We start from the raw sequence: 24,560 nt of genomic DNA on the forward strand, positions 1-24,560 counted from the left end.
AATCACTTAAATATTAGTGTAAAAGGTGGTTTTATAATGCTAAAGAAAATATGTTATGAGAAACAGATGATTATAAAGATATCCAGTTTATTTTTGGTTCTTACAATTCTTAGTTCTTGTTTTAGTATAAGGCAAGTTAGTGCTGAACCTATTGTTAAGGAAGTTGCTAAGCCAATTACAAAAGAAGAAGCAACCACAATAGTACAGGATATTTTTAATAATAGAAACAAAGCAATAATAGATGGTAACATGAATTTAGTTAAGGAGTTATATGATACAAAAACAAAGTTTGGAACCTGGGCTTACGAGTATGAACAGAAAAAAGATCAATATCTTCATAATTGGCAAGAAAAGCAAGGTGCTAAGTTTGTAGAAATAGTTCCAAAGGTGGTTGTAAAAAAAGTAAGAGGTGATCAGGATAAAGCCTCTATTAGCTTTATTTGTTCTACTGAATACAAGTATATTTATGACAATGAACCTGATATAGTGAACAGCTTTAGGATAGGCACCTATCATATAATGAGCTTAGCAAAGTTAGAAGATAGGTGGATTATAAATAAGGAGTGGTATAAAGATCCTTTTGGAGACTCTTTGGATTTAGAAAAGCTTAAGGTGGACTCTATAAAGACACATATACTTTCTCAACCAGCAAAAGATCTATCTTCCATAAATGAAAGAAGAAAAGGCGCTATGGAGTATGCATTTAGATATTGTGGAGCAGCAAGTGAAGAGATATTTGGATTCAAGTATAACAACAAATATAGAGACTATAATCCAGAAGGAGGAGATTGCGCGAACTTTGCATCGCAGATACTATATGAAGGTGGCAAATTTAAAAAGAATGGAGCTTGGGGATATGATAGTAGTGGTGCTACAAGAGCTTGGCTGAATGCTGATGGATTTAAAAACTATATGGTTGGAAGCGGAAGAGCTTCGGTTATAGCATATGGAAGCTACGAAAAGGTATATAAAGCATCTTATAAATTGCTCCCAGGAGATTTTGTTGCATATGAAAAAAAGGGAGACATAAATCATATTTCAGTTGTCACTGGAGCTGATTCTAAAGGATATGCATTAGTTACTTGCCACAATAGCGATAGAAACAATGTTCCTTGGGATTTAGGTTGGAGTGATAAAAAGATAAAATACTGGCTTGTAAGAGTGCATTATTAAAATAAGTAATCGTAACAAGATTATACAGTTGATTAATAATAGGTTCATTTATGCTGATATAAATGAACCTATTATTATGATGATTCATATAAATGGTATGTAAAATATTTTTTAAGTAGAGTTGATTTTATAATGAGGATAGATTTTGACTATAATAAAAAAACTATAAAATGTGTTGAAGGATATATATTAAAAGGAAGCAACTATAGAGCTAATTATACAAGATTTAAAACCTTATATAGCTCTCCAGCACCTGGAACTGAAACTGTAGAAGTATATAACTTTGAACCTAAGAAAGAAGTAAAAGCTTCTGCTATTCTTTTACATGGGCTCGGTAGCAGGAATATAAAGTTTTTACTTTGGATGGGTGCCCATTTAGCATCAGCAGGAGTTTACTGCTCAATACCAGTAATACCTGGAAACTATACAAGAGTTGAAAATGATTCAGTAAGTGGAAGAAGCTTTCTGTATCCAGAGATAAGAGTAATGTATAAGTTTTGGCAGCATGCTGTAGTAGATGTTATGAGTACAATTGATTATCTAGAACAAAAGAAGGTGTGGACCCAAAATAACTGTATAATGGGGTATTGTCTTGGCGGAATGCTTTCATCAATTGTGGCTTCCTTAGATAAAAGGATAGATCAAGTTATGTTTATGACTACAGGAGGTTACTTTCCCAAGATAATACATCAATCACCAGCAGCAGGTTTTGCAAGAAAATTATTTAAAGAGGATCATAGAGATATACACTATTTATACGATAAAGAAAGATTGTTTGAAACTTATGAGAGACAATTACCAAGTGTTAGAGCTATGTCATTAAATGAGCTGATTAACAATGATGAGATACATCCACTTTTTAAAATTGACCCACTATCCTACGCAAGTAATCTGAAAAAAGAAAGAGTAACTATTATAGATGCATTGTTGGATGAGGTTATCCCTATTGGTAGCAGAATGTCGCTTCTTAGAGAAATGAGAGGAGCATCTAGATATATACTGCCTATGACCCATGGAAGCTGGTTACCTTTTGAAATACTATTAGCTCAATATATTTTATATAAAGTAAATATTGCTGATAAAATTAGCTTAAAACAAGTGAAAAAGAAGTTAAAACTGGATAAAGATTTCTTTTTTAATGAAGATTAAAGTTAAATATGAAATTTTATGGTTAAAATTACTACTTTTTTTCATAAATTGGACACAAATATTTCTTTATAAGTTATAATTGAATAAGAAGTAATAAAATTCATCATAGTTTTGCAGCATATTTATCTTTATATATGCTCGAAAATTTCATAATTAGTGGTATTTTGGCACATATATAAAGGGTAATAAATGTTATTAATGGGGGGACAATCAGTTGAATAGAAAAAAGATATTACAGTTGTTACTAGCTACATCTGCAATAGCATCTACTATTGGATTTACAAATCAATACGTTCATGCTACAGAACAAACTCAAGTTCAAAAAGCTCAAGTTAATTCCGTAAGCTACCATAATATTATGGGAAGCTCAGAGGCAAGCAAAGAACAAATGATAAATTACTTTAAGTCTTCAAAAATAAGTAATTATCAATTATCTGTTTCTATAGATGACTTTGTTAACATTGCTTATGAGGAGGCTCAAGCAGAGGGTGTAAGAGGAGATATAGTGGTAGCCCAGGCTTTTTTAGAGACTGGATACTTTAGATATAATGATGGAAAAGGAATAGTTACTGCAGAAGACAATAATTTTGCTGGAATAGGTGCTATAGGCACAGATCAAAGTCGTAGTAAGTTTAAGGATGTAAGAGAAGGACTTAGAGCACAAGTTCAACATCTAAAGGCTTACGCATCAACAGAACCATTAAAAAATGAAAAAGTAGATCCAAGATTTCAGCTTGTTACGAGAGGTAGTGCGAAGAGCTTGGAAGAATTAGGTGGCAAGTGGGCGTGTCCAGGATACGATACAACAGCTTACAGTTCTTTTGAAGAAGCATTAAATTCTGGAGAGACATATGGTCAAAGAATATACTCTATTATTGGGAGAGCAATTGGTGTAAACAATACAACAAAGAGCAGTGGTAATATTACTGAGATAAAGCAAGCTAGTTCGGAAAAGGGACAAGTTGTAAATGTCAGTACTAATCTCAGAATGAGGCAAAGTGCTTCAACAGATTCTCCAGTTATATCATATCTAAATAATGGGCAAACATTTGATATAAAAGGAGTAGCAGGTGATTGGTATTACATAAATATAGATGGAAAGTTAGGATACATCCACAAAGATTATGTGAAGGAAACACCGACTACAACTGTTGTAGTATTAGCGCCAGCGTCTACTAATAGTAATGTTTCAGCAGTTACTCAGACTTCAACAGTACAGACAACTACTACTCAAGCTAAAGGTCAAGTTATAAATGTAAGTACTAGTTTGAGAATGAGACAACTAGCTAATATAGGATCAGCTGTAATAGGATATTTGAATAATGGACAAACCTTTGATATAAAAGAAAAAAGCGGAGACTGGTACTATATAAAACTTAATGATAAGCTTGGGTATGTTCATAAGGATTATGTTAAGGAAATTAGCGCTACTACTGAGACAAGTACTCCAGCTAATAATAATCAAAATACAAGCAATAATACCAATCAATCAAACACAAACCAACAAAATAATCAACCGACAAGTACGGTAGAGAAACCTTCCAAAGGACAAGTTATAAATATAAGCACTACTTTAAGAATAAGACAGAGTGCTAATACAAGTTCAGCAATTATTGGATACTTGTATAACGGACAAGCTATTGATATTAAAGAAGTTAGTGGAGATTGGTACTATATACAGGTTGCTAACAGAACTGGTTATGTGAATAAGCAGTATGTAAAAGTTACAGAAACATCTAATAGCACTACTGGACAAAAGCCAACGGATTCTCAAAATGCACCTATAGTGCAACCACCAACAACTCAGGTTCCTACAACACAGCAACCACAAACGCCACAAATCCCACAAGTAACAGTTCAAACTGGTATGGTTTATAACGTTACAACGAATCTTAGATTAAGAAGTAAAGCAAGTAGTGATTCAAGTGTAGTTGCATATATACTTCCTAATCAAACATTTAAGATATTGGGTAGTTCAGGTGATTGGTTCAACATAGACTTCAATGGAAAGACTGGATATGTGAGTAAGGCTTATGCAAAAGTAGTTTCTGAAACAAATGTACCAGGAAATGTTATTACAAACAATGAATTCCAAGAGGTATATAATGTGTTAAAGAATCAGATAGGAACTCCTTATATATATGGAGGTTATGGACAAGAAATTACCTCAAGTCTTATTGACCTACTTAAGAAAGCATTTCCTAGTCAAGCTACTAGAGGAATGTATGATAGTGTACCTGTGCAATTTATTAATAAAGGTTACAAAGCCTTTGATTGTTCTGGCCTTATGCAATGGGGATTTAAACAAGCAGGAATTAATATAGGAAGAACTACTTACGATCAAATTAATAATGGTAAAGAAGTAAGCAAAGATGAAGTTAAGCCAGGAGATTTATTATTCTATTCTGACATAAGCCATGTAGGTATGTATGTGGGGGATGGAAAATGGATAGAGGCTCCAAACTCTAAGAGTTTTGTAAGAGTTGTAGAGGTACCATGGAATAAGATTGGAAGAGTAAGAAGAATAATAAATTAGCTAAGTTTTTATTAGTTTTATGTTTGAAAATTGTTGTGAAATTAAATATTTTTTTAAAAATTAAGAAGTTATTCATATTAAGTTATGAGTAACTTTTTTTGTATAGGAATAAGTCATGAATACAAGAGATCCACAAAGTATAATTAAAAAAGATTGTTCTTTTCTGTAGAAAAATATAAAAACTTTATGTATGGTAAACCTAAAAATTTGATGGATTTATTGGGTGTCTAACATAATAATTTTAAATTTAGTTTTTGGAAATAGGTAATTACGTGTAAAGTAGCCAACACGTAAATGAATACTTAATTTTTTTTAAGCAACAATATAGTATATATAAAAATTTAAAAAACTTAAAACTTTCTTAGGTTAAGCTAAGCTTAGCTTAAAACAATGATTATAGACGTATTAATCAAGGTTAATGGGTCTAAAGCTTAAATTTTTAGAGGAGGATTGATTATTATGGCTGATAATAGATATAAAGAACATGATATGGCAAAGCCAATAGAAAGACATGATACAGCTGCATGGGCCAATATCGCAGATACTAAAGAAGTTTCTAATGTTGAGATTCCAAGTGAATTAGATGTTAGAAATGCTAAAGAGTGGGTAGATACAAATCAAAAATAGTAATTAAAAAAGAGAGAACTCGATGTTCTCTCTTTTTAATTCACTTATTTAACTACTTAATTTATTGAGGTGGTTTAATAAGTCTGCTCTGCTAGTCGTTTATAGTTATTATAACGTTCTCTAGCATCCTTCTCCGCAATCTCCCATGCATGCTCAGCAGCATCAGGGAATACATTCATTAAGGATGTATAACGAACTTCGCTATTTAGGAATTCTTTGTAAGGTTTTGTTGGTTCTTTAGAATCCAAGACAAATGGATTCTTTCCTTCTTCTTTAAGAAGAGGATTATATCTATAAAGATGCCAATAACCTGCTTCAACAGCTTTTTTCTCTTGAGCCATACTAGTTCCCATACCTGTCTTTATACCATGGCTTATACATGGTGCATAAGCTATTATTAGAGAAGGTCCCTTATAAGCTTCAGCTTCAGCAATAGCTTTTATAGTTTGGTTCATATTTGCTCCCATAGCTATTTGAGTTACATAAACATTACCATAAGTCATAGCCATAGCACCAAGATCTTTCTTCTTAGATCTCTTTCCACCAGCAGCAAACTTAGCAACTGCCGCAGTTGGAGTAGATTTAGAAGATTGACCTCCTGTGTTTGAGTAAATTTCTGTATCCATTACAAATATATTGACATCCTCACCACTAGAAATTACTTGGTCTAGACCTCCGTAACCTATATCATAAGCCCATCCATCTCCACCAATTAACCACTGAGACTTTTTAACTAGGTAATCTTTCTTTTCTAAGATTTCTTTAAGTGCTGGATCTTTATTAAAATCTTCTGCTTCTATAGCTGCTATAACATTTTCTGAAACTTCTCTAGATTTATCACCATCTTCCATTGCTTCTAACCAAGCAGTGAAGGTAGATTTAATATTCTCACTCTTTCCATTTTTTAAATATTCATCCATAAGTTGAGCTATTCTAGATCTCATTTGTTTTACAGCTAAATACATACCGAAACCATATTCAGCATTGTTTTCAAATAAAGAGTTACCCCAAGATGGACCTTTTCCTAAAGCATTTGTTGTATAAGGCATTGCTGGAGCGCTTCCACCCCAAATTGATGAACAGCCTGTAGCATTTGCTATCATCATTCTGTCGCCAAATAATTGAGTTAAGAGTCTGATATATGGAGTTTCTCCACAACCTGGGCATGCGCCATGGAATTCTAGTAAAGGTCGCGCAAATTGACTTCCCTTTACAGTCTTTCTATCCATTAAGCTATCTTTATTAGTAACTGTCATAGCAAATTCCCAGTTTTCAGATTGAAGCTGGATTTGTTCATCTGCAGGTTTCATAATTAAAGCTTTTCCTGGTGCAGGACATATGTCAGCACAGTTACCACAACCAGTACAATCAAGAGGACTTATCTGTATACGGAATTCTAAACCTTCAAGTCCTTTACCAACAGCCTTTTTGGTCTCAAAGGTATCTAAAGCTTTTTGCTTTTCGTTTTCGTCTAAAAGACTAGCTCTTATAACTGCATGTGGACATACATAAGCACATTGATTACATTGGATACATTTATCCATCTGCCATTCAGGAATAGTAATTGCTATACCGCGTTTTTCATATTTAGTAGTCCCAACAGGGAAGGTTCCATCTTCCATACCATTAAATGCACTTACTGGAAGTTCATCACCTTCATGTCTAGCCATAGGTCTTTGAATATTTTTAATAAAGTCAGGTTCATCTTTTATAGGTCCTAAGTCATCAGTAGCTGTTTTCCAAGATTCAGGGACATTAACTTTGATAAGAGCATCGATACCTTTATCTATTGCAGCTTGATTCATTTTTACTACTTTTTCGCCTTTTTTACCATAAGTTTTTTCAACTGACTTCTTTAGTAAATCAACTGCTTGTTCTACAGGAATTACATTAGCTAGTTTGAAGAAAGCAGATTGCATTATCATATTTATTCTTCCGCCTAGGCCAATAGATTGAGCGATACCGATAGCATCGATAACATAGAAGTTTATATTGTTTTCAGCTATAGATTTCTTTAAAGTAGCAGGTAATCTTTTCTCTAATTCTTCGCCAGTCCATGGACAATTAAGTACGAAAGAACCATTCTTTTTTATCCCTTTTAATACATCAAAGTTATATATAAATGATTTGTTGTGGCATGCAATATAGTCAGCATTGTATATAAGATATGGAGATTTGATTCTTTGTTTTCCAAATCTTAAATGAGATATAGTGCTTCCTCCAGATTTTTTACTGTCATAGGAGAAATATGCTTGAGCAAATAAATCAGTATTATCTCCAATAATCTTTACAGCGGTTTTATTGGCACCTACAGTACCATCAGAGCCTAAGCCCCAGAACTTACAACTAATAGTTCCTTCTGGTGTAGTGTCTATAATATCTTCTTCTGGAAGAGAAGTATGTGTGACATCGTCAACAATACCAATAGTAAACCCATTCTTAGGTTCATTCTGCTTTAGATTATTGAATACTGCTATTATTTGAGATGGGGTAGTGTCTTTTGAGGCTAATCCGTATCTACCACCAACTATAGTAGGTTTCATATCGTTGTTATAGAATACATTACATACATCAAGATATAAAGGTTCACCAGGAGCACCAGGCTCTTTAGTTCTATCTAAAACTGAAATTTTCTTCACAGTTTTAGGAACAGCATTCATAAAGTAATTTTGACAGAATGGTCTGTAAAGATGAACTTTTATAACCCCTACCTTTTCGCCTTTTCCTCTAAGGTAGTCAATAGTTTCTTCTATAGTATCGCAAACTGATCCCATTGCAACTATTATATTTTCTGCATCAGGGTCTCCATAATAATCAAATGGATGATAGGCTCTTCCAGTAATTTTTTCTATTTCTCTCATATAGTTTTCTACTATATCAGGAACTTGTTCGTAAAATTTATTTGCAGCTTCTCTTTCTTGAAAATATATATCTGGATTTTGAGCAGTTCCTCTAACTGTTGGATGCTCTGGATTAAGAGCTCTAGATCTAAATTGATTTATAGCATCGTAATCGACTAGTTTTGCAACATCCTCATAAGCTATTGGTTCTATCTTTTGATATTCGTGAGATGTTCTAAAACCATCAAAAAAGTGTAGGAATGGAATTCTGCTCTTAATTGATGCCAGATGTGATACATTTGTTAAATCCATTACTTCTTGAACGTTTGAAGATGCGAGTAGAGCAACTCCTGTCTGTCTAGTAGCCATTACGTCCTGGTGATCACCGAATATAGATAGAGCATGAGTAGCTATAGCTCTAGCTGTTACATGGAACACTCCAGGCAATAATTCACCAGCCACTTTATAAAGCACAGGTATCATCAAAAGTAATCCTTGAGAAGCTGTATATGTAGTAGTTAAAGCTCCAGAAACTAAGGAACCATGAACTGCACCAGCGGCACCAGCTTCTGATTGCATCTCTACTACTCTAACTGGCTGACCGAATAAATTCTTTTTTCCATGAGCAGCCCATTCATCAACTCCTTCTGCCATAGGTGTAGAAGGGGTTATTGGATATATAGCTGCAACGTCTGTAAAAGCATAAGATGCCTCAGCAGCAGCTTGATTTCCATCCATTGTTTTCATAACTTTAGTCACAGAAAGTACCTCCTTTTAATATCGATCTGAATATGCGTACTTTCATAGTATCTACTAGTTATTACTAATAAATGCATAAAAAATAAAGAAAATGGCTTGAGTGTTTCAAAATTTATATTCATATAGATAAACTACTTCATATTAGAATTTATCCAAATAAAGATTCGTAGAACCATCGAAATCTTTATTTGGAGTTTAATGACTGAAGTAGTTTATCAGTTCAAAGGAATAGATAATCCAGTTCTGGCTAATAAAACTAGGCGATATTTCTGTTAACTATTAATGGCAATAGGATTATAAGATATAGATTCTATTTGGAACTGGTTTATCTATAAATAATTCTATAAAATCACTGTGTTGAAATTGAGTGGTTAACCATCGACTTTTAAGTATAATTGGGAAGATAAAGCTGTTAAAAAGAGTATCATATGGAGTTAATGCTCCATATGATACTCTTTGACTAATATATGGGGTTATACTTTAAATTTCTGTACCATATTATTAAGGTTTTGAACTAGTATTGCTTGATTCTGAACTGCAGTTGATACATCGTCAATTGATTCAGTAACTTCAGTAATGCTGCTAAGTATCTCTTCAGAACTTGCAGCTGATTCTTCTGCTGTAGCAGAAAGATTTTGTATTGAATCGCTTACCTGATCCATAACAGTATTCATTTGCTTTGAAGAAGAAGCAATCTCTTCAGACATGTCATTTACAAAAGCGGCATCTTTTTCATATTGTATACCTGTGCTCATTAGAAACTCATAAGTTGGTTTAACTACATCATTCATGTAATCTAACATACCTGAACCTGTTTCTGAAAGTTTACTGAAGGCTGATTGTACTTGATTAACCATAGCTTGTATGCTAACTACTGCTTCTGAAGATTGCTCAGCTAATTTTCTTACTTCATCAGCAACCACTGCAAAGCCCCTACCTTGTTCACCTGCTCTTGCCGCTTCTATGGCAGCGTTAAGTGCTAATAGGTTAGTCTGTCCCGCGATTGCACCAATAGAGTCAGCTGCAATTTTAACCTTTTCAACTACTTTGCCTTCTTCAATTGCTGATAGTAGTCCTGCTCTTTTTTCTTCATAAATCTTTGCACTCTCTGAAATGTTTTTTGAAGCAGTTTCCTTAATTGAAATTGCTCTTTTATCGATTTCTCTAACTGATTTTAGAGAATCTTCAGCCCTACCTGCTAATTCATTTGTAGTAGCAGTTACTTCTTCAGAAGAAGAACTTACAGTTTCAAATACCATGCTTAGATTTTGAGCTCCTTTAGCTATTTCATCAGTAGATTGACTAATAGATTGCATTACTGCTGATATTTCTTGTGTTGAGGCTGCCAGTTCTTCACTAGATGCGCTTAGGGTTTCTGAATCATTTATTACTTTGGAAATTAGTTCTTTAACATTATTGTTGGCTTTATTTAATTCACTTGCAAGGTTACCGAATTCATCTTTACTGTCAATTTCCATTGTATGAGATAAGTCTCCTTGTCCTAAATACTCAGCAAAAGCTAATATTTTCTTTATTTGTCGAGAGATTGTAAGTGTTAAAGTTGTAGAAAGTATGATTGCAATTATTACAGCTGCAACTGAAATAGATACTACAGTTATTAAAGAATTTTTATATATATTGTTATTATTAGTTTCTTTAATTACAGCACTTTTATCCACATCGCTTACTAACTTTTCTATAGAAGTGGTAAGCTTATTTCTAATGTCAGCAGAGCTTGCACTTAGTGTTGCGGCCTCATCGTATTTTCCTTCTGATACAAGAGCTATTATATTATCACAAGCTGTTCTATAAGCTGATAATTGACTCTCTAATTGTGAAAACTCAGCTTTTTCCTCAACGGTTAAGGCTGCTTTTGAAAATTTATCAAAAATTTTATTGTTTTCTTGTCTGTATGAAGCTATTTTTTCCTGTGTTGAAGAAACCTTCGATTTGTCTCTTGCTTCAACTAAGTTGATTATGCTTAATCTTATGTGCATGGTATTGGCATTTGCAATTTCTAAATTTTTCAGTGTTTGGAATTCCTCATTATACATTGAGCTAGATGCTTTATTTATTTTATTCAGATTTATTTGACTAATTAACGTTATAGTTACCATAAATACAATAACTATAGAAAAGCCGGCTACAAGTTTACTTTTAACAGATAGATTATTGAATAATTTCATAAGTTAATCTCCGATCTTTTTTTATTTTTGTGTTTTATCAATTTTAATCTTAAGTTCAGTATTTTACATGTTATAAATAATTTTTTTAGTTTTTTTAGAAATCAATATAGGTAAAGAAAATCTTTATGTATATTTACTCATAAATATAAGGAAAGCATTAATAAATATGAATTGTGAAATTTGTATAATAATTTTAAAACTATGAATCTTTATAAAATTTCTATTTAATTTTAAATTAATTAATTTGAGCCATCTAAATTTGGAGTTATCTCCTTAGAATTATTGGTTTAACTATAATATTCTAATATATTAAATCACTATTATGGCTTATATTAAGTATATTAGCATATTAAATAAAATACAATACTAATTAATAATAATTATCAGTTGTATGCAATGTAAATATTGGGAGATTATATCTTTATTCATTTACATGGGAATATGTGGGGTTGTTATTGATAAATATGCGTATAATACGAGTTTTTATAAGGATAATAAAATTGAATGGATACTATTCAATGACCAATAATATTTGTTTAGATTTATTTATAAAAAAGATCTCCTTTAGCTCTAATTTATATGTACCGTTTTGTAATAAAATTTATATTTTTAAATTCTCTCATCAAAGCTTTGAAAGTTTTAAAAATACATTTCGAGTCAAACGGGTACATCTTTAGATAGATCTAAAAGAGATTAATTATAAAAATATGTTTTATTTTAAGTAGACATAAGGATCAGAAGGTTTTTGTATAGTTTCGAAACTATCAGCTATAACAACGGGTGTTACAGTTTTTTGACCGTCTTGAATTTGATCTTTTTCAGAAATCTTACCGATTACTGTAATCCACTGGCCTTCTTTAAGTTCTATACTCCTATCACGTATTCTTCCTATAGGTCCAACAACTTGCGAATCAGCTATGCAGCAACTCATATATAATCTTGAAATTACGAATTCATTGGTATCTAGACCTTGTTCTTTGTGTATAAATCCACTTATAGTAACTTGCCTTCCTTTGTATTCAGATACATGATGGAACATATCTGATAACGAAGCTACATAATTTTCGGTAGTTATATTAAGTGGAAGCTTTTTTGCTCTTTCTTCAGCAGTAAGTTCTCCAGAGACATTGGCTAGCTTATTTATTGCCTTTACACCTTTATTATCAACTATAGTGGTATCAATTCCTGCTTTACTTGCACCATAACCTACTATAATGGTAAATAGAAACAAAAGATGAACTTTGCTTGATCTTTTATAAGTAGCTATAGTAAAAGATTTTTTTAGCTGATAAAGAGTAAGAATTACTAATGCTATTTGAAATATATTTACATAAAATATTAGTTTAGGTGTTATAAATAGCTTTATATCACCAGTAACATTAAGGTTAAAAAGAAATAATGATAGTACAAGCAAGGTTATAAATTTTATAAATTCATTAAAATTAAATTTTTTCATGTTAAATCACCTTCATTATTTCCATAAAGTTAACTAAAGAACCTAAGATGGAGCAAATAATAACAATGCATATGATTAGTGTAATTACATATTTTCTTTTAAAGCCTCCAACTAGCATCAAGGTATTCTTTATATCAAGCATAGGTCCAAATATTAAAAAGGCTATTATAGAACCTGTAGTAAACTGTCCTACAAAGGTAGAGCCTATGAAAGCATCCGCTTCGGAACAAATTGAAAGAATAAAAGCTAATCCTATCATGGCAAGTACAGAAATGTATGGATTTCTAGCCAATACATCTATGCTGTCTCTTGATACTAGAACTTGGAATACTGCAGATAAAATTGCACCGAAAATTAGATATTTACTTATGTCGAAAAATTCTGAGATAACATTGTCAAGCAATGAAGTTAGTTTTGATTTGTTTTTGGCTGAAGTATGAGATTCACCACATCCGCAAAGATCATCGTTATCATTATAAATATCTTCCCTAAGCAAATTTGAGTTATTTCGTTCTAATATACTTATAATAGATCCTATAGTTATGGCAGCTATAATTCCGGCAATACTTCTTATAAATAATATAGAGATTCTATGATTAAAAGCATAATATGTAGACATAAGTACCACAGGGTTGATAATAGGGGTAGCTAGCATAAAGGTAGTAGCAACTCCAACTGGTACACCTTTTTTAATAAGTCGCCTTGCTATAGGAATTATGGCACACTCACATATTGGAAAGAATATGCCTATAACTGATGCAGATAATAAAGCTAAAAGTTTATTTTTAGGTAAAATTCTAGCTATAGTCTTTTCGGATACATAAAGTTGTATGAAAGACGATATAAGAGAACCTATAAATATAAAGGGCATTGCCTCCAAAATTATACTTATAAAAATTGCTGAAAAGTTTTTTATCGTCCTCTCATTTAAGGCTATCTTAAATTTTAACATTAACAATACTATCAATATTATTAATGGAATAAATGCCAGTTTTGATAATTGACTTATGTAGTTTTTCTTAGAAGTTTCTCTATATTCCATCGTAAACACCGCTTTCTAATAACTGAAGTAAATTATATTTTAGATAAAAGTATCCTTAAAGAGATTCTTAGAAGTTTAAGAAAACCTCCGTCTAAGATGGCCATATACTGCAATTCTTTTTCCAAGGAATCCATTTTATCTATGGTAGCTATAAATGTATCTCTATTTAATCTATTTATATTAGACTTTATTTCTTTCAGCTTGTCCTTAGAGATATTAGCACAATTGTTTAATATTATTAAATTGCTATGGTGTATGCAAGGAAGAATAAGTCCAGGCATGTTAGATAAAAACATACTGTAGGTATTAATATCAGATATATAAAATACTGAACTAATCTTGCAAGTATTAGTTAATTCCTGGGAAATTATATCGGTTAATTCAATAAGATTTTTTGTGCCATTATATTCTATTATTATTCGATGAGGTTTATATTTATCTATCATAGAGTTTATATATTCTGAATTCAGCTTTAATTGTGGATCGTATTGTTCTAAAGATATATTCTTACTATTGATAATGCTATCTTCAATTTGAGCTATACCTTGTTCATTTTGAATAATCAACACCTTTTCCATGAAAAGAAAAGTGTTTTTTATAAGTGTATTTATAAAGAATGTTTTCCCGGAACCTATAAATCCAGTAACTATTTCTATATCTACTTTAGTCTTCATAGTGTAATCACGCCTTTAATTTTAAATAATATCATAAATTAATAATACATTATTATAGTACACTCATATGCGAATAAGTTACATAATTATTAATTTCTAGTTGTGGGATATATTTTCTAATGAAAAGATAAAGTTCTTGATAATCCAATATTTATATTTAAGTAAAAATTTCGCATATTGAAAATTTGTAAAAGTTTATCACTAATTATAGGGTTCCAACCACTATAAAGTATTTGAACTTATTTTGGAAGATATTGAACATTTAATCTTCCAACAAGTACAAAGTATTATTTAGTAGCGAACCCTAAAATATATAAGTAAACATAAATTATAAAATAAAGTTATAATTAATCTTCAAATAGTTTCTTTATTTCATTTGAATTAAGCTCATTTCCGATAACACATACTCTTCCTGAATAATCTGGGAGAGAAGGTCTTATCTCAAATTCACCAGGTACATAGTCAAATTCTAACCATTTGTTACTGGAAGATTCTATTATTCCTTTTGCTCTTAGAATTGTTCCATATACTTTTTTATCGTTTAATCGAGTTAGTATAGATTCTAAAGTGTTTTTTGAAAATACTTTAGGTGTTTCTATGCCTATAGTTTTAAATGTTTCTCCAGTAGATTTTGTTGTTGAGCTCTTAAGTGAAACTTTAGCAGAACTATTTTTTAGAAGATTTACCTTCTCAATAAGTTGCTTCTGTGCATCACCTTCAGCTATATTTATTATGTCTTCAGCCTTTAAATCATCCCATGGAGTTGTTATTATATTTGCATTTTTATTTAATTCTCTAATCTTTGAGATAGTTTGTACTACCATATCCTTGTTTACATTTTGAGTTCTGCTCAATATTATAGTTTTAGCATTTATTATTTGATTTTTATAAAAATCATCAAAGTTTAATACGTACATATCATATTTTGTTATATCTATTACTGTCATTATAATATTTATTGAAACTTTGTCCTTTAGATTAGGTTCTTTAAATACAGATAATATCTCTGAAAGTTTTGCAACGCCAGAAGGTTCTATTATTATTCTTTCAGGATTATATTTGCTAATTACTTCATTAATTCCTTCAGTGAAGTCTCCGTAAACACTACAACATATGCAGCCTGCATTGATTTCCTTAACATCTATTTTAGTGGTTTTTAAGAAGCTGCTATCAATACCTATTTCCCCAAATTCATTTTCTATTATTGCTATCTTATTATCCTTCAGTTTTTCACTTATAAGCTTCTTTATAAGCATAGTTTTTCCTGCGCCTAAAAAACCAGAAAACAAATCTACTTTTACCTTCAAAGAAATCCCTTCTTTCTAAAGATTCTACTTTTATATTTTAAACCTATGGAAAAATTTAATCAATGCAAATGATTTGCATTGTATACTATATACAAAAAGTTAACAAATTATGAGTATCAATATTTCTAGAGTTTATTGTAGACTTTATTGATATTTATATGAAAAAAATATGCTTATAATGTTCCATGCAATCAAAAAGTAGATATTCATTTATTAAAAAAATCTGCTATCAAGAATGTGACTTGATAGCAGATTTTCTTTTATTATTCAATTAATCTTTGCAGATATATCAGGTCCAAATAAAGCTTTCTATGCTTTTACGAAGTGTTATCTTTGATAAGTTTCAATTTAAAGTGGTACATATATATAATTATATTTTCAAGTTTACGTATGAAGATATAGATTCTTATACTTCGTATAAGAATCTATATCTCATCAAAATAAGGTCTTTAACATATAAGAAAGCATATCTTCCTACAAAAGGAAAGTATTCATTCCCATAAAGAACTACCTTAGTTACGTATTCAATTAGAGGGGTTGCTGGATTTTGAGTGATTAATAATTTTCTTGCTTTACTTTGTTTTAATGCTTCGATAAGTCTTGAATTATAGCTACAGCCACCTGATATTGAAAATATAACTAATAATGAATTTTCATCTAAAGATTTTATATTATCTAGTTGTTTATCGATATCAACAAAAACTGTTGCAAATTTACCTAGTACCATTAATTCACCTTGAAAATCTAGAGTAATACTTTGACCTGTATTTAAACCTACAAGAGATACACTAGGATAGTCGTGTATATTCTTGACTAATTCGTCGATTTCTTCAGTCTTTAACGTCTGAGTAGCCAAATCTATATTTTTCTTAGCCATGAAAGATAAGTCAGAAGCATCCTCGTTTATGTTCATGTTTATGCTTTTATTTCTTGGGTCAAAATATTCATTGTCATCATATACTAACATATTTTTAAATTCGTAAAAGCTATTGCAACCTAGTTTTCTACAAAATCTACTTATGGTAGATATGGATACATAACATAAGTCAGCTAGTTGATTTATACTCATGCTTGATATTTTATTTATATTTTGAAGCATTATCCAAGAAATACTGTAGTCAATATCTTTTTCGTTACTGGTATTAATTATTAATAATAACTTATGAACAACATCACTCATTTTTTTCACCACCATGGTATTAATTTTTAGCCTTTGTGTTAAGCATAGTACATTCTATATAATTTAACTTTATTATAATATTGATGGATCATGTGTATTGGTAATTATAAAATCTATTTGTATGGCTGCACCATTTCGTAATAAAACTTATTATTTTTAAATTCTCTCGCAAGAAACCGTGAGAATTTTAAAAATAGAGTTAGGTTCGAACTGGGACATCTTTAACAGTACATTATTTGTTTTTTATAATAAACATTATAAGGAGCTAAATTTGTACAATTATAAGAATAAACTATAGTTTTATAAGTTCTTCTATAATATCTTCACATATTTTATGTGTAAGTAGTGCATCTTCTAAAGAGATGTTTGTTTCTTTACCATCTTTTATACAATCTATAAAATGATTTATTATTTGATAAAAACCTTTTCTATATAAGGTTGTATCCCAATCTCCTAATTTTCTTAAACTTTCTTCATTATTGCATGAGTTTGAGCTTATAGCCATATCTTTTACAACAATTTTTTTGCCAGGACACATATATTCAACAAGTTCTTCTGATATACCGCTATCTCTGTTCATTATGGCAATAGAAGTAGTATTTTTATTTGATAGTTTTGTAACTACATTATATAACTTATCATTTTTTATTAGTCCATTTACCTGAAGATCTGATATACTTCCACCCATCAAAAATCTTGCAGTATCAAGTACATGTATATAATCGTCAAGTATAAATGTTCTTATATCTTGTGGACTAGAAACTCTATTTTTTTGTACTAAAACCACATTGGCAGTTTCTTCGTTTTTAATTGAGGAGTACATAGGAGCAAATCTTCTATTAAAACCTATCATTAGAGTTCTGTTATACTTATTTGCTATGTTTACTAACTCTTTTGATTCTTCATAAGAGTAAGAAATCGGTTTGTCTACGTAAACATGTATACCTGACATAAGTAGTTTCTTGCAGATTTCAAAATGAGATTCTGTTGCTGTATGAACAAATGCAGCTTGAATATTTGAATTTATTAAATCATCTATTGAAGTAGTGTATTCATTAACTCTATATTTTTTAGCCTGTTTTTTTAATTTTTCTATATTCCTTGTACAAAATACAAGTTCGATATCCTCTCTTGCTGTTATAACAGGCAAATATGCCTTTTGCGCGATTCCGCCAAGACCTATAACTCCAATTCTCATAACAATACCTCCTAGTAAAAAAGTCTTTACTTAAGTAATTATAAATCACCTAAACTACAATGACAAACAGTTATATATAATGTAAAGTATTATGTAGGCATGTACCTTGGAGATATCTAAGAAAACTTAACCTAAATAAAGGCTTGAAAATATTTTGAGTGAGAGATTTTAGGTACATATAGGCTACATAAGAAGAAATTGTTTAAAATCGGGGGCTAAATACATGAATGATAAGATAAAAATATTATTAGCAATGATTATTTTTGGAAGTATAGGCATTTTTGTTAAGAATATAAATTTACCATCTCTGGAGATTGCTTTTTTAAGGGCTACAATAGGAAGTTTGTTTTTATTTTCTTTTAGCATAATAGGCAAGAAAAAGGTTTCTATATCAAGAATAAGAGAAAATTCAATTCCTTTAATACTTTCAGGTATTGCGATAGGATTCAATTGGATATTGTTATTTCAGGCATATAAATATACCACTGTTTCGATAGCTACTATAAGTTATTATTTTGCACCGATGTTTGTAATAATTGCAGCGCCTTTTATACTTAAGGAAAAACTCACAGGAAGTAAGTTGGCATGTCTAATAGCAGCACTGATTGGAATAGTCATGATATTGAATTCTGGCGAAAGTTCAGGTGAGTTTTCGCAGAATATTAAAGGAATACTATATGGACTTAGTGGGGCTGCCTTATATGCAACTGTAGTGTTGACAAATAAGTTTATAAAAGGTTTGTCGGGATTTGAAACTACATTAATTCAACTTGTGGTTTCAGTAATAACACTTTTACCTTTTATAATTTATAGAGGGGAAATAGTGAAGGGGGCATCGTTGGGCATTAAGGCAATTATGTTTGTATTAATTGTTGGAGTTATACATACCGGTATTGCATACCTATTATACTTTACCGCTATGAAAGGTTTAGAAAGCCATACTATAGCTATACTTAGTTATATTGATCCTATATCAGCAGTGTTTTTTTCAACCTTATTATTAAGCGAATCAATTACTGTTGTTCAGCTAATTGGCGGTATTATAGTGCTATCATCTACATTTTTAGTAGAAAGGATTGGTAAACTACCTTCACAAAGCTTTGAAAAATAAATTATGTTTTTGTATAGTAAATTTCTATGGTTAGTTTTTGGCATAGTGGCAATAATATGTATATGATTCATATTTAGACTTATATATTATTGAGGTGGATTTATGAGAATACCAAATCACGTAGGAATAATTCCAGATGGAAATAGAAGATGGGCTGTAGATAAGGGATTATCTAAAGAAAATGGGTATATTTCAGGAATAGATCCTGGATTAGAACTTTTTACTTTATGCAAAAATGCTGGTATAAAAGAAGTAACTTATTATGGTTTTACTGTGGATAATACAAAAAGGCCTGCTGAACAAAGAAAAGCATTTACAGAGGCTTGTATTAATGCTGTAAAAATTCTTTCAAATCAAGATGCAGAGCTACTTGTAGTAGGAAATACAAAGTCTGATATGTTTCCACAAGAACTAATGCCTTATACCGTAAGAAAAACCTTCGGAAATGGAGGTATGAAAGTTAATTTCTTAGTAAATTATAGTTGGAAGTGGGATCTAGACCATCTTAAAGAGGTTAAGTCTAGAAGCAATAATATTAATAATCAAATACAATCTTATGATGTATCAAGAGTGGATCTCATAATAAGATGGGGTGGCAGGAGAAGACTTAGTGGATTTCTTCCTGTACAGTCTATTTATTCAGATTTTTATGTTATTGATGAATATTGGCCTGATTTTAAGCCGGAGCATTTCTACAATGCGCTGAGCTGGTATAGCGATCAAGACGTCACTCTTGGAGGATAAAATCATTAGTATAGTGATTTTATTTAGAATTAGTAAATTTAGAGCTGTTAACATATTTAAGTTTATGCACATTATAATGATAAATAGAGATAAGTTTGTGGATAAAAATAAAAGATAGTGTGGATAATCTCAGCATAGTTGAGATTATCCACACTATTTTTATATAGAAATCCTTAAGTTCTACTAAGCAATTATGTTATGAGCCTGTACTATTGTTAGCGTTATTATTAGTAGTACTATTATTGTTTTTAGCTCCATTATTGCTATTGTTTTGTCTTTGAGGCATGCTTGCTCTTACTTTTTCCATAATCTTATCAGCTTGAGCTTGCGTTATGGTACCGTCAGAGACTAGTGTGTTAAGTGGGTTAAAGTTACCTCTATTGCCTTTGCTTTGCCCATTTTGGTTACTTGGCCCTTGTTGGCTTTTTTGATTGTTTTGATTTTGTTGATTATTGCTATTATCATTACCCTGGCTATTACTATTGTTATTATTCTGTTGTCCATTAGGTCTTTGAGTAGATGTGGTTAATGCAGCCAAAACCTTAGTTCCTTGATCTTTAGTAATAGTACCATCAGATACAAGTGAGTTTACGCTGTCTTCCATCTGTTTTTTTCTTTCTTCTGAATTAGCACCAAAGTTCTTTCCATTCTGTTGGTTTTGTTGTCCATTTTGATTTTGAGTAGCTGCATTAGCTTGTGTATTTTTATTAGAGCTACTACATCCTGTAAGTAACAATCCTGTGATACTTAAAGCTGAAACTACAATCACAAGTTTTTTAGATAATACGTTTTTTATCATGTTTTCACTCCTTAAGCTTCTAATATTTTTAAATTGAATATTTTTATATAAACTGCTTGTTTAAAAAGATTATATTTTATATTTATGTCAATTTGATGTGATGATTTTGAACAAATTGTTACTAAATATCAAATTAGAGATACACAAATCTTATCTGAATATTTTAGATGTTTAGTGTTCTCCAGAAGGAAACAAGAGAATTGTACTTGTAAGACTTATGTTTTTATTAATAAATAATTGAACTGCTATTATCAAAATATTTAACTAGAGAAAATAAATAAAAAATGTAAAAAAATATGTTGACTAACCTGTACGTACAACATATAATTAAAACATAGACAAACTTGTACGTATAGGTTGAAACTAATGAAAATGTTTTCTTGTTTCGAAAAGGACTTATTTGATGATTTTTTTTATTTAAAGTCTATGTAATCATTTACTGAATCAATTTTTAAACATAAACTTATTTATATTAAGATGTCGGGGGGATTATTTTATGGCTAAGTTTTCTAATGATGCAAAATCTTTATTAGAATATGTAGGTGGAAAAGAAAATATATCAGCTGTAACACATTGTGCTACTCGTATGAGATTCGTATTGGCTGAGCCTAAAAAGGCAGATGTGAAGAAGATTGAAGGGTTAAAGAGTGTAAAGGGAACTTTCACTCAAGCAGGTCAATTTCAAGTTATCATAGGTAATGAAGTGTCTACTTTCTACAATGATTTTGTTGATGTAGCAGGCATTGATGGAGTTAGTAAAGAGCAAGCAAAAGTGGCAGCTAAGGGAAACATGAGCTTTATACAAAGACTTCTAGCAAACCTTGCTGAAATATTTACACCACTTATACCAGCGTTAGTAGTAGGTGGTTTGATCTTAGGTTTCCGTAATATAATAGGAGATATCAAGCTTCTTGATGGAGGAACTAAGACAATAGTTGAAGTATCACAATTTTGGGCAGGTGTACACTCATTCTTATGGCTTATAGGTGAAGCGATATTCCACTTCCTACCTGTAGGAATAACATGGTCCATATCTAAAAAGATGGGTACAACTCAGATACTAGGTATTATACTAGGTATAACTTTAGTTTCTCCTCAGTTATTAAATGCTTATGGAGTAGCAGGAGCTAAAGAAATTCCAGTTTGGAACTTTGGATTTGCTCAGGTTCAAATGATAGGTTATCAAGCTCAAGTAATACCAGCAATACTTGCAGGATTCTTACTTGCAATACTAGAAAAAAATATCCGTAAGGTTATTCCAGAGTATATATCAATGATAGTTGTTCCATTTTTATCACTTGTACCAACTGTATTAATAGCACATACAATCTTAGGACCAATTGGCTGGAAGATTGGTTCAGGCATATCATATGTAGTATATAATGCATTAACTTCTTCTTTTGGATGGTTATTTGCAGCAGTATTTGGTTTTGCTTATGCTCCTTTAGTAATTACAGGATTACATCATATGACAAACGCTATAGACTTACAACTTATGGGTCAATTAGGTGGTACAAACTTGTGGCCAATGATAGCTTTATCAAATATAGCACAAGGTTCAGCTGTACTAGCTATGATTTTTATAAATAGACACGATGAAGAAGAAAAGCAAGTATCTATACCAGCATGTATATCATGTTACCTAGGTGTAACTGAGCCTGCAATGTTTGGTATAAATCTAAAGTATATATATCCATTCTTAGCAGCTATGACTGGATCTGCAATTGCAGCAGTTATCTCTGTTGGATCAGGAGTTATGGCTAACTCAATTGGAGTAGGCGGACTTCCAGGAATTTTATCAATAAAACCACAGTACATGCTTACTTTCGCTTTATGTATGGTTGTGGCAATAGCAGTTCCATTTGTATTAACAGTAGCACTTTCGAAGAGAAAAGCAATAAAAGATAAAGCAAGTTTAAACGGATAATAGAATTTGAAATTAAAGTGATAAGAGAGGTAGGGGGAGACTCCTTCCTCTTTAACACTTATTTTAAAGGAGCAGATTATATGAAAGACTTTAAAAAAAGCGTGATTTATCAGATATACCCTAAATCATTCAAGGATTCCAATGGAGATGGCTTAGGTGATCTAAGAGGAGTGATAGAGAAACTCGATTATTTGGTGGAGCTTGGGATAGATTATATATGGCTTACTCCATTTTATATTTCTCCACAGAAGGATAATGGGTATGATGTTGCTGATTACTGTAGCATAGATAAAAGATTTGGAACAATGAAGGATTTTGAAGAGTTAGTTGAAGAATGTTCTAAAAGAGATATAGGTTTGATGTTAGATATGGTATTTAATCATACATCTACGGAACATGAATGGTTTAAGAGAGCGTTAAAAGGTGAACAGAAATATAAAGATTATTATATTTTTAAGGAAACTGAAGATGGCTCCGAGCCTACTAATTGGAAGTCTAAGTTTGGGGGAAGTGCTTGGAAGAAGGTAAATAATGAATATTATTTACATCTATTTGATGAAACTCAAGCTGATCTGAATTGGGAAAACACTCATGTTAGAGATGAGATATATAAAGTAGTAAAGTTTTGGATGGACAAGGGTGTAACTGGATTTAGACTAGATGTAATAAATTTAATTTCTAAGCCGTATGTATACGAAGATGATTTCGAAGGAGATGGCAGAAGGTTTTATACTGATGGGCCAAGGATACATGAATATTTAAAAGAATTAAATAATAAAACCTTTGCTACTAAAGATAATATATTGACTGTAGGAGAGATGTCTTCAACTGATTTGAATAACTGTATAAGTTATTCAAATCCAAAAGAAAAAGAACTATCAATGGTCTTTAATTTTCATCACTTAAAGGTTGACTACAAGGATGGCAACAAATGGACCTTAATGGATTTTGACTTTTTTAAATTAAAAGATATATTTAATAATTGGCAATTAGGTATGGAAAGAAATAATGGATGGAGTGCTGTGTTTTGGTGTAACCACGATCAGCCAAGAATAGTCAGTCGTTTTGGCGATGAAGAAAAGTATCACAAGCAATCTGCTAAGATGCTTGCTACGGCTATTCATATGCTAAGAGGAACACCTTACATATATCAGGGTGAAGAAATAGGAATGACTAATCCTCATTTTAATGATATAAAGTACTATGAGGATATCGAATCAATAAATTATTACAATATACTTAAAGATAGTGGAAAACGTGAAGAAGAAATACTAAACATACTTAAATGTAAATCTAGAGATAATTCAAGAACTCCTATGCAGTGGGATTGTAGTAAAAATAGTGGATTTACAGCAGCAGAACCTTGGATATCTTTAAGTGATAACTATAATGAGATAAATGTTGAAAATTCATTGAAAGAAAATGATTCTATCTTTTATCACTATAAGAAATTAATATCTTTAAGAAAAGAATATGATGTGATATCTTATGGCTGTTATATACCAATATTAGAAAATCATCAATCAGTTTTTGCGTATATTAGAGAATATGAAGGCGAAAAACTTATTGTTATAAATAACTTTTATGGGCATGAAACTTTAGTTAATATACCTAGTGAAAATAGAATAGATAGTAAGAAGTCATGCATACTACTATCTAATTATGAAGATTCGCAAGAGTTAACGGAGTCCATTAAATTAAGACCTTATGAGTCCATAGTGTATTATTTAAGCAGATAAGCATATATAGGGCAACTATACAATTAAGATTATGTTCTAAAAACAGTGTAAGTATTACAGTTGCCCATATTTATATAGTATACTAGAATAATTTAGGGATACATAAGATTTGA

At 31.1% G+C, this 24,560-nt stretch carries 17 protein-coding genes; 8 read left to right on the plus strand and 9 right to left on the minus strand.

Going from position 1 to position 24,560, the window contains the following annotated elements:
* Nucleotides 1–36: 36 nt before the first annotated feature.
* The 4 genes from JHL18_RS09915 to JHL18_RS09930 all read left to right on the plus strand — a co-directional run bounded on the left by JHL18_RS09915 (nt 37) and on the right by JHL18_RS09930 (nt 5,485).
* A complete protein-coding gene (locus JHL18_RS09915; RefSeq protein WP_243277852.1) occupies nt 37–1,173 on the plus strand; it encodes an amidase domain-containing protein in 1,137 nt (378 codons plus the stop codon).
* 132 nt (nt 1,174–1,305) lie between these two features.
* Complete coding sequence (locus tag JHL18_RS09920) at nt 1,306–2,322, plus strand: dienelactone hydrolase family protein (protein ID WP_200268647.1); 1,017 nt, start codon at nt 1,306–1,308, stop codon at nt 2,320–2,322.
* A 214-nt stretch (nt 2,323–2,536) separates the two neighbouring features.
* A complete protein-coding gene (locus JHL18_RS09925) occupies nt 2,537–4,858 on the plus strand; it encodes an SH3 domain-containing protein (RefSeq protein WP_200268649.1) in 2,322 nt (773 codons plus the stop codon).
* A gap of 459 nt (nt 4,859–5,317) precedes the next feature.
* A complete protein-coding gene (locus tag JHL18_RS09930) occupies nt 5,318–5,485 on the plus strand; it encodes a CDIF630_02480 family spore surface protein (RefSeq protein WP_200268651.1) in 168 nt (55 codons plus the stop codon).
* Nucleotides 5,486–5,559: 74 nt separating this feature from the next.
* Here JHL18_RS09930 and nifJ read toward each other — a convergent pair whose 3' ends face one another.
* From nifJ to JHL18_RS09970, 8 genes are all read right to left on the minus strand, one after another.
* Nucleotides 5,560–9,084 carry a pyruvate:ferredoxin (flavodoxin) oxidoreductase gene (nifJ, locus tag JHL18_RS09935; RefSeq protein ID WP_200268653.1) on the minus strand — a complete coding sequence of 1,175 codons (3,525 nt, stop codon included), beginning with the start codon at nt 9,082–9,084 and terminating at the stop codon, nt 5,560–5,562.
* A gap of 473 nt (nt 9,085–9,557) precedes the next feature.
* Complete coding sequence (locus JHL18_RS09940; protein ID WP_200268655.1) at nt 9,558–11,270, minus strand: methyl-accepting chemotaxis protein; 1,713 nt, start codon at nt 11,268–11,270, stop codon at nt 9,558–9,560.
* Nucleotides 11,271–11,982: 712 nt separating this feature from the next.
* Nucleotides 11,983–12,726 (minus strand): TIGR03943 family putative permease subunit, encoded by a 744-nt coding sequence (locus JHL18_RS09945; protein ID WP_200268657.1) that lies wholly within the window; start codon nt 12,724–12,726, stop codon nt 11,983–11,985.
* Between the two features lies 1 nt (nt 12,727).
* On the minus strand, nt 12,728–13,768 hold the full coding sequence (locus JHL18_RS09950) for a permease (RefSeq protein ID WP_200268659.1): 1,041 nt from the start codon (nt 13,766–13,768) through the stop codon (nt 12,728–12,730).
* Nucleotides 13,769–13,800: 32 nt separating this feature from the next.
* A complete protein-coding gene (locus JHL18_RS09955; RefSeq protein WP_200268661.1) occupies nt 13,801–14,442 on the minus strand; it encodes a GTP-binding protein in 642 nt (213 codons plus the stop codon).
* Nucleotides 14,443–14,789: 347 nt separating this feature from the next.
* Complete coding sequence (locus JHL18_RS09960) at nt 14,790–15,749, minus strand: CobW family GTP-binding protein (protein WP_200268663.1); 960 nt, start codon at nt 15,747–15,749, stop codon at nt 14,790–14,792.
* Nucleotides 15,750–16,155: 406 nt separating this feature from the next.
* Nucleotides 16,156–16,929: a MurR/RpiR family transcriptional regulator gene (locus JHL18_RS09965; RefSeq protein WP_200268665.1), complete on the minus strand. Its 774-nt coding sequence runs from the start codon at nt 16,927–16,929 to the stop codon at nt 16,156–16,158.
* Nucleotides 16,930–17,221: 292 nt separating this feature from the next.
* Nucleotides 17,222–18,127: a Gfo/Idh/MocA family protein gene (locus JHL18_RS09970; RefSeq protein ID WP_200268667.1), complete on the minus strand. Its 906-nt coding sequence runs from the start codon at nt 18,125–18,127 to the stop codon at nt 17,222–17,224.
* 223 nt (nt 18,128–18,350) lie between these two features.
* Between JHL18_RS09970 and JHL18_RS09975 the strand changes: the two genes are divergently transcribed.
* Both JHL18_RS09975 and uppS read left to right on the plus strand, forming a co-directional pair.
* Nucleotides 18,351–19,238 (plus strand): DMT family transporter, encoded by an 888-nt coding sequence (locus JHL18_RS09975; RefSeq protein WP_200268669.1) that lies wholly within the window; start codon nt 18,351–18,353, stop codon nt 19,236–19,238.
* Between the two features lie 102 nt (nt 19,239–19,340).
* Nucleotides 19,341–19,982: a polyprenyl diphosphate synthase gene (gene uppS / locus JHL18_RS09980; RefSeq protein ID WP_200268671.1), complete on the plus strand. Its 642-nt coding sequence runs from the start codon at nt 19,341–19,343 to the stop codon at nt 19,980–19,982.
* A 196-nt stretch (nt 19,983–20,178) separates the two neighbouring features.
* Here the strand turns inward: uppS and JHL18_RS09985 are convergent, their stop codons facing one another.
* Nucleotides 20,179–20,781: a hypothetical protein gene (locus tag JHL18_RS09985; protein ID WP_200268673.1), complete on the minus strand. Its 603-nt coding sequence runs from the start codon at nt 20,779–20,781 to the stop codon at nt 20,179–20,181.
* 496 nt (nt 20,782–21,277) lie between these two features.
* Here JHL18_RS09985 and treP point away from each other — a divergent pair, with 496 nt between their 5' ends.
* Complete coding sequence (gene treP / locus JHL18_RS09990) at nt 21,278–22,708, plus strand: PTS system trehalose-specific EIIBC component (RefSeq protein ID WP_200268675.1); 1,431 nt, start codon at nt 21,278–21,280, stop codon at nt 22,706–22,708.
* An 80-nt stretch (nt 22,709–22,788) separates the two neighbouring features.
* A complete protein-coding gene (treC, locus tag JHL18_RS09995; protein WP_200268678.1) occupies nt 22,789–24,447 on the plus strand; it encodes an alpha,alpha-phosphotrehalase in 1,659 nt (552 codons plus the stop codon).
* Nucleotides 24,448–24,560: the final 113 nt, after the last annotated feature.

Source organism: Clostridium yunnanense (assembly GCF_016595795.1).
Classification (GTDB): Bacteria; Bacillota; Clostridia; order Clostridiales; family Clostridiaceae; genus Clostridium_AR; species Clostridium_AR yunnanense.